Annotated in this window: 8 protein-coding genes; 4 read left to right on the top strand and 4 right to left on the bottom strand. The window is 55.2% G+C overall.

The window, feature by feature from the left end; all coding sequences use genetic code 11:
* A partial coding sequence (locus Q1B15_RS03225; protein ID WP_299750067.1) for a hypothetical protein occupies positions 1–257 on the top strand: 257 nt, incomplete at its 5' end.
* Between the two features lie 263 nt (positions 258–520).
* On the opposite strand, the gene Q1B15_RS03220 is transcribed toward Q1B15_RS03225, so the two are convergent.
* From Q1B15_RS03220 to Q1B15_RS03205, 4 genes are all read right to left on the bottom strand, one after another.
* The gene (locus Q1B15_RS03220; RefSeq protein WP_299750064.1) at positions 521–1,258 is read right to left on the bottom strand and encodes a dienelactone hydrolase family protein; all 738 of its coding nucleotides are present in this window, start codon (positions 1,256–1,258) and stop codon (positions 521–523) included.
* Between the two features lie 464 nt (positions 1,259–1,722).
* On the bottom strand, positions 1,723–2,106 hold the full coding sequence (locus tag Q1B15_RS03215; protein ID WP_299750062.1) for a DUF1761 domain-containing protein: 384 nt from the start codon (positions 2,104–2,106) through the stop codon (positions 1,723–1,725).
* A 373-nt stretch (positions 2,107–2,479) separates the two neighbouring features.
* Complete coding sequence (locus Q1B15_RS03210; protein ID WP_299750059.1) at positions 2,480–2,905, bottom strand: DoxX family protein; 426 nt, start codon at positions 2,903–2,905, stop codon at positions 2,480–2,482.
* A 414-nt stretch (positions 2,906–3,319) separates the two neighbouring features.
* The gene (locus Q1B15_RS03205) at positions 3,320–4,222 is read right to left on the bottom strand and encodes a LysR family transcriptional regulator (RefSeq protein WP_299750070.1); all 903 of its coding nucleotides are present in this window, start codon (positions 4,220–4,222) and stop codon (positions 3,320–3,322) included.
* A 141-nt stretch (positions 4,223–4,363) separates the two neighbouring features.
* Between Q1B15_RS03205 and Q1B15_RS03200 the strand changes: the two genes are divergently transcribed.
* The 3 genes from Q1B15_RS03200 to Q1B15_RS03190 are packed head-to-tail and all read left to right on the top strand — an operon-like array spanning position 4,364 to position 6,702.
* A complete protein-coding gene (locus Q1B15_RS03200) occupies positions 4,364–5,092 on the top strand; it encodes a DUF4386 domain-containing protein (protein WP_299750057.1) in 729 nt (242 codons plus the stop codon).
* A gap of 13 nt (positions 5,093–5,105) precedes the next feature.
* Positions 5,106–6,143 (top strand): NAD(P)-dependent alcohol dehydrogenase, encoded by a 1,038-nt coding sequence (locus tag Q1B15_RS03195; RefSeq protein WP_299750054.1) that lies wholly within the window; start codon positions 5,106–5,108, stop codon positions 6,141–6,143.
* The gene (locus tag Q1B15_RS03190; protein WP_299750051.1) at positions 6,136–6,702 is read left to right on the top strand and encodes a DUF4386 family protein; all 567 of its coding nucleotides are present in this window, start codon (positions 6,136–6,138) and stop codon (positions 6,700–6,702) included. Before Q1B15_RS03195 ends, Q1B15_RS03190 begins: the two co-directional genes overlap by 8 nt.
* Positions 6,703–6,940 lie beyond the last annotated feature (238 nt).

Raw genomic sequence — 6,940 nt, 5'->3', positions numbered from 1 at the left:
CGTTGCGGTGGGAGGACATTCATCGAATTCGCCTCCTGCCGCACAGCAAGTCTTTCTACGGCCGACGGGACTGGGTGATTGTCGATCCGTCGCCCGGCTTCCTTGCACCGATCCGTCTCAAAAGCTGGAGGCGGCTAGATCTCTGGTTTCAGAAACACCACGGCGTTCGCATACCGCTTCACGGGCTGGATGCCGACGCTGACAAGGTCATCCGATCGATTGAACGCTTCCGCCCAGTGATACGGGAAAACGGGTAACACCCGGGGCCGCAGCGGAGCCTGAGGACCATCAGTTCGCTGCATAAGCGAAGGCCCCAATCGATCCAAGAGTTACGCTGCAACGCAGCCAGAAAAGCCGACATTGGTCGCGACCGCAGCGAGGTCCGAGGGGGTCTATTGCCGAGTTGCGGGACAATCCGGCCGTCTAGGAACACTGCATGTGAGCGAAACTTGCGAAGATGACATCGGACAGCGGCGCACCCTATATAACACAAACAGGGTGCGCCAAATTTGCAATTCAACTAGCCTGAGACGTGCTCACTCAGGAACGTTGAAAACGCTTCCCAGCTCGCCGCATCGGCACGTTCCTGGTAACGGTTTGAGCCAAATACCGTGAAGGCATGTGGAGCGCCTGAGTAGACTTCGAGCGTGTAGGTCGTGCCGGCCTCTTCCAGTTCAGTCGCGAAACTAGCTACGTCTTGCATCGTAATTGAGGTATCGGCTCCACCATGTAGAACGAGCACGGGCGGCTCATCTCCGCTCCAGGACTGGCCTTCTGGCGTCGTTAGACCTCCATGGAAGGTCGCGTAACCGTTAGCCATATCCGACATGTCACTCCGTGCCATTTCAAGCGCGACGGCACCACCAAAGCAGTAACCTGTGACTATCATTTCATCGACGCTGGACAGCGATTGCGCCTGTTCGACACCAGCTTGCACCAGTGCCTTCATCCGATCTCGATCTTGATAAAGTGCGCCGGTCGCAGCAATGCGATGGTCCATTGTTTCGGTCGGTGTATCGTTGCCGAACATGTCGAGCGCAAAGGCATCGTAGCCCATCTCCGCTAGCATATCCGCGCGCTGGCGCTCGTAGTCGGTCATGCCATCCCAGTCGTGAATGATCAAAACAAGACCTTTGGGGGCGTCAGCTTTGGCCCAGTATCCAGTAAAGGCCTCTCCATCAATCGAGTAGGACACGTCTTCCGCCAGCGCAGGTGCAGCAGCCATCATCGAAGCCACGCAAAGAGATACAAGTCGCATTATTCCTCCAAGTCGTTGTTGATATCTAGACTAGGCCATAATTTGCCTCCTCAAAAGATAGTTCCGAGAGCATCTCTGGCAAGTTTAGGGACGTTCGGCGTCTACCGCCAGAGGCTTCAGCTTGCCCCAAACTATTCAATGTGTCCAAGAAAAAGACCCTGTAAGCAATGTGGCTTTGACACGTCTTGCGGACGCCCGTTGAAAGATGTGTGGCTGCTCTGGGCTCGAAGCTGCCATTCACTGCATCTTGCACCAATGTCAGCTCTGCGGGTGTGAGAAAGCTGACCTTGAAATTATATGCCTGCCGATCCGAGTACCGACAGGTCGGAAACGTCCATTCACGGACAGTTCCTTTTAAACCTAGAATGCGAAGTCCTCGTGCCGAAAAAAAATTACAACAAGCGATCGTTACGCGGAAGAAGCTGTCCTTCGATAACCTTCACGGCCTGGGCTGCAGAAAGGGCCTAAAATATTGCGTTAGCGACGATCATGATCACCAAAGATGCGATCCAATGGCCCGCATCAACCAGGCGGGCATAGGTCGACTGCCCACGGAACATCGCTCCAGATTGCGCCAGTATTACAAAGGCTAATGTCGCCAGGATGACCGTCAACAACAGGTTCGATGCCGCCGCAACGCTGACAAACCAGCTCATCAGAAACAATCCGACAATCTGTGCCGCCAACGCGCCAACATTGGCGTGGACTTTGGCAAGTTCCACTCCTACACCTACCGCCCATTTCTCGCCAAACAGGCGCTCCGAATACCACAGCCAGCCTAACAGAAACGACGCGATGGCCCCGACTATAACTGCGATCCAGCTTACGTTTGTTGTCAGTTCACCCATAAGATCCTCCTCTACCGAATAGTTCGAGCATGCATTGCCAGAACGGCACAATGTCGCATTTTTTGGCCCGTGTGGCTAGAGAGGCGGTGGCATCTTACTCGTCCGCGCCGGGCCCAAGTCTGCAATGCGGGACGGAGCGGTCATTCATTGCGAGCGCCTCAATCCATAGCAATGGTATCGTTCGACGCCAAAACACATTTTGAATAAAGTTTGTTCGATCACCCAGCTGATCCAGGCGGATGCATCACCGGCTTGGACATGAGGGCCACGGCTTGGTCGAAGGATAATGGTCAGGCAATTGATCCTCCCAAAATGTGTTGGCTGGCGCGCCCACCGCTACGGGCGGACGCGCCATTCAAATATTCCGTCAATATTATCCTGCAGAAATAGCCGCCCCCGAGCGACGGTTGTCGGCCGACCATGATCCAGCACCGAAGATTATTACCATGATGAGACCGCCGGTAATGGCGAGGTTCTTCATGAAGTGGATTACTTCACCTTGCGCTGCCATAGCTTCCATTTCAAAGCTGGGCACCAGGTGGAAGATCGTACCGGCGATCACGGTGAATCCGGCCAGCAGAACGGCTGCGAGACGTGCTTGAAAACCTACAAGAAGTGCTAGTCCGCCAAGTACTTCAACTGCGATAACAAGCGGCAAAAGCGCGCCGGATACGCCCATCATCTCCATGTAGCCTTGGGTGCCGGCATAGCCGCTGATTTTCTGCACACCGGCAATGATGAAGATGAGTGCGAGAAGAGAGCGCGCCAAGGGTGCAACGTTGGCAAATCTGTCGTTCATTTTATTGTCCTTTTGGCTCGAGGCGTATTCGATCGCCTCCGGGATATCTTGTCGAGCGGGCGCCTGATCGACGCCGTAGGATGCGTTGCATGCACGGGACCAAGGCAGCGGACCACCCCTCGGAACGCACGGCCTCTGTGCTCCATCGCACACAAAGTGATGTTTTGTGATTTCCGCGTGCGTATTTTGAGGATAAATATCCTATTCGAAGTCTTTCTCGGACGGTTGGTGACCTAGCTAATTTTCAGGTTTGATTGGCGCTGGATTGTCCGCATTGGGCATAGCGGACTTTCGGGCGGCCGGCAGCGAAGGTCTGCTTGCAGCCGGCGCTGATAAGTTTCTGCGTCGCAGCGATTGCCGGCTATGCAGTTTTAGCCACAAATTGAGTTGCTGCACTTGGGACTATTTTGGAGCTCACGTCCGCTTCAGTTCCTCAGCCAGAAAATCGTAAACCAAGCGTATGCGGCGGTTTGTTCTCAATTCGCGGTGTGCAACGAGCCATATCGGGAAAACCAGCGGTTCCAGATCAGGGAGCACCCGGCGGACGATTGGGTCTGCATCCCCAATGTAGGCGTCCAGAACGCCGATGGCTGCTCCTTGCCGCACAAGTTCCCACATCACCAGATAGCTCTCGGTGAGCAGCGGGAAGTTAGCCTCGGTCAGACCAAGCCCAAGCGAGTTCAAGCCTTTAAGCATCATGCCGCCGTGGTCCATGTTCACGAAGTCCGCATGGCGCAGATCGTAAGGCAATGTCGGATTGCCGATCTTGGTGATATATCCTGGGGTTGCATAAAGGACCGCATCTGCATCGCCGATCTTCTTTGCGACGAGGTCGGGTTCGGCTGGGCGAAAATTGCGGATCGCGATGTCAGCCTCCCGGCGACGAAGATCGCTGGCATGATTGGCGACGACAATCTCAACCTTAATGCCAGGCTCCATCTGGCGTAACTTGGCGATGATCGCAGGGAGCAGCACAGTCGCATAGGTTTCACTGGCCGAGATGCAGATTGTTCCTTCCAACGCCTGAGACTGACCGAGCGCCGTGAGTGAGACACGGCCCGCGGCCTCGCCCATATCGCGGACATGATCGAGCAGTTCCAGACCACTTGGCGTGAGTGTCAGGCCACGACCGACCCGCTCAAACAAAACGATACCTAACTCTTGCTCCAACCCATCAACCTGACGGCCAAGGGTTGGTTGGGCCATGCCCAAAGCCCGCGCGGCCGCAGACAACGAGCCCTCTTCCGCCGTGACTAAGAAAGCCCGCGCTTTGTTCCAGTCAAATTTTACCGACCGCCAATCCATGCAGATATGCATATCAAAGCACAGGAATTGGTCAATTCGCATAAGGGCCTCTGCACCCTAAACCCAATCCAACATCATCTTGCAGAGACACTAACTCCGTTTCTGCCCGGCAGCACCGCAGCGGTCACACCTTGACCCATGAAGGGAAAAGTAATGACGAAGAGCAATTTAACCACATTGAACTCAAGAGATGCCCGCATTGCAGGCGCACTATATCTCACGATTGCCGTCTGCGGCGGCTTCAGCATCGGCTATGTGCCATCACAGATAGTCGTGGCCGGAAACGCCGCAACCACTGCCGCCAACCTGTTGGATCAACTTGGGCTATTCAGGCTAGGTGTGCTTGCCGATAGCGCCATGATCCTGCTTGAGATTGCGATCACGGTCATCCTCTACCAGATGTTTCGCAGCGTCAGCCCACGGCTCGCCATGATCGCGATGATATCCCGGTTGGGCATGATCGTCGTGATGGGGTTCAATCTTCTTCTTTGGGTCATGCCGTATGTGCTGCTTTCCCAACCCACGGCATTCGAACCGACCGACAGTCAGGCCTTTGCCCAAGTTTTTTTCGAGGTCCACGCCTTGGGGATATACGTCTGGCAGATTTTCTTTGGCGCGCACTTGCTGGCGCTGGGTTGGATCATCCTACGATCCCAACTGGTACCGCACCTGCTTGGATGGGGTCTGTCTATCGGGGCGTTCGGCTACCTGATCCAAGGATTGGTTGAGCTGACGTTCACTGATGTGGCGGCACTAGATATCACCATCATCGGCTTGCTTGTCATCGTGACGGTTTGGGAACTCGGATTTGGCCTTTGGCTACTGGTCCGAGGACTACGCAGCACCGCAAGCCAACCCAATTCCACACTCCAGACAGTTTGAAGGAAAACCTGAGATGTATGCTTATTTCTATTCCAAATACGGCAGCCCCGACGTTTTGAACTGCCTACAACTGCCCACCCCAACGCCTAAAGCAAACGAAGTTCTCATCCGTGTGTGCGCGACCACCGTCAGCGCAGGTGACTGGCGGGCGCGGAGCCTGACGATGCCCGCAGGCATGGCGTTGATTGGGCGTCTTGTATTCGGGATAACTGGGCCTCGAAAACCAGTTCTTGGGACTGAGTTATCAGGGATCATCGAAGCGGTCGGTGTCGATGTGACCTCATTCAAACCTGGGGATGCTGTAATTGGATTTCCCGGTGCCAGCTTTGGGGCACATGCCGAACACATCGTGATGCCGGCCGATGGAAAGATCGTTGTAAAGCCAAACGGCCTGAGCTTTGACGAAGCGGCGGCCATCCCCTTCGGCGCCACGACCGCTTACGATTTCCTGATCAACAAAGGCAAACTGCGCACTAGGGAACGCGTTCTGATCAACGGCGCATCAGGGTCCGTTGGGTCGGCCTGCGTGCAGATCGCCAAGCACTTTGGGGCTGACGTCACAGGCGTTTGCAGCGCCGCAAATGCAGATCTAGTTCGTGCCATCGGGGCCGACCGCGTCATTGACTACAACGCGGAAGACTTCACAGAGGAAGGCCTGCAGTACGACGTAGTCGTAGACACCGTTGGCTCCGCCCCTTGGTCGAAGGCGCAGCATGCTTTGGCCACAAACGGCCGCATGCTGCTGATCGCAGGCAATACATCTGACATGATCTTTGGTTGGCTGAAGGCGCGACTGCGCGGCAAACGGCTGATCGGGGGAGTCGCGTCCGAGGCCATCGAGGTCTTGCGCAAGGTCGTTGAGCTGACCGCAGACGGTCACTTCCATCCAGTGATCGACCGATCCTTTGACTTTTCGCAGATGGTTGCCGCGCATGCTCATGTCGATACCGGCCACAAGAAAGGCAACGTAGTTGTCACAGTGGCGTTAGACACCAAGTCGCATCGAAATGCTGGCACAGGCTTTCATTTGAACGAGGCGGCTCATGTCTAGCGCGTTGAAACTTCAGATCGTTGGTCTGTGCATTTTAACAGCATTTCCCCTCTTCGGCGGCGGGCAAGCCTTGTTGGAAAGCGAATTACATTGGCTTGGGTTGTTTATGTGCCTCAGCAATTCAGTCGCAGTGATAACAATCGGGTTTCTGATGCGCCCAGTGATCGCGACAACAACGCCTCGCACTGGGAACATCTACCTCGTTGCCCGTATCACTGAAGGGGTGTTGTTGGGCATAAGTGCAATGGCATTTCAGAGCAGCTTCTTGGGTTTCACAATTACAAGCGACGTCTTCTACCAACTTGGTATGATTGGGCTCGGCATTGGCAGCTTACCGATGTGTCGCTGGCTGATCGGGTCGAAGCTCGTTCCACCCATGCTTGGCCGCTTGGGTGTCGTGGGATATCTTTATCTTGTCGCCGCGATGATCGCTTCGGCAAACGGTTTAGAAAAAGCGTCGATGGCGCTGTTGCTCCCGGGTGCTGTATTTGAGGTGATGTTTGGTTTCATTTTCGTGCTGCGTGGTCGGAAGGCGTGGATGCCGCACCTGTCGTGTTAGGTGGAGCTGCCGGAAAGTGGACTTTCATCGCTAGGTGTAGCGCGTCAACCACCTTGTCCGGGAGCGACAACCACCATGGCCGGGTTTGAGGCCGCTGGGGTTGGCGTGTCATTCGGTGTTTCGGGTTAGGTTTCTCCTTTGTTTTGGTTGTCGCTGTTGGTTGTCGCTGGCGCTTCGGCCTGGGCCCTCTTGTTGGAGGCGGCGGCACGCTGACGGAAGCTTTCAGCATTCATTTCGA

It is taken from the genome of uncultured Boseongicola sp. (assembly GCF_937988555.1).
GTDB lineage: Bacteria > Pseudomonadota > Alphaproteobacteria > Rhodobacterales > Rhodobacteraceae > Boseongicola.
Note: the sequence above shows the minus strand (reverse complement) of the source record. Positions and strands in the feature narration are given on the sequence as shown.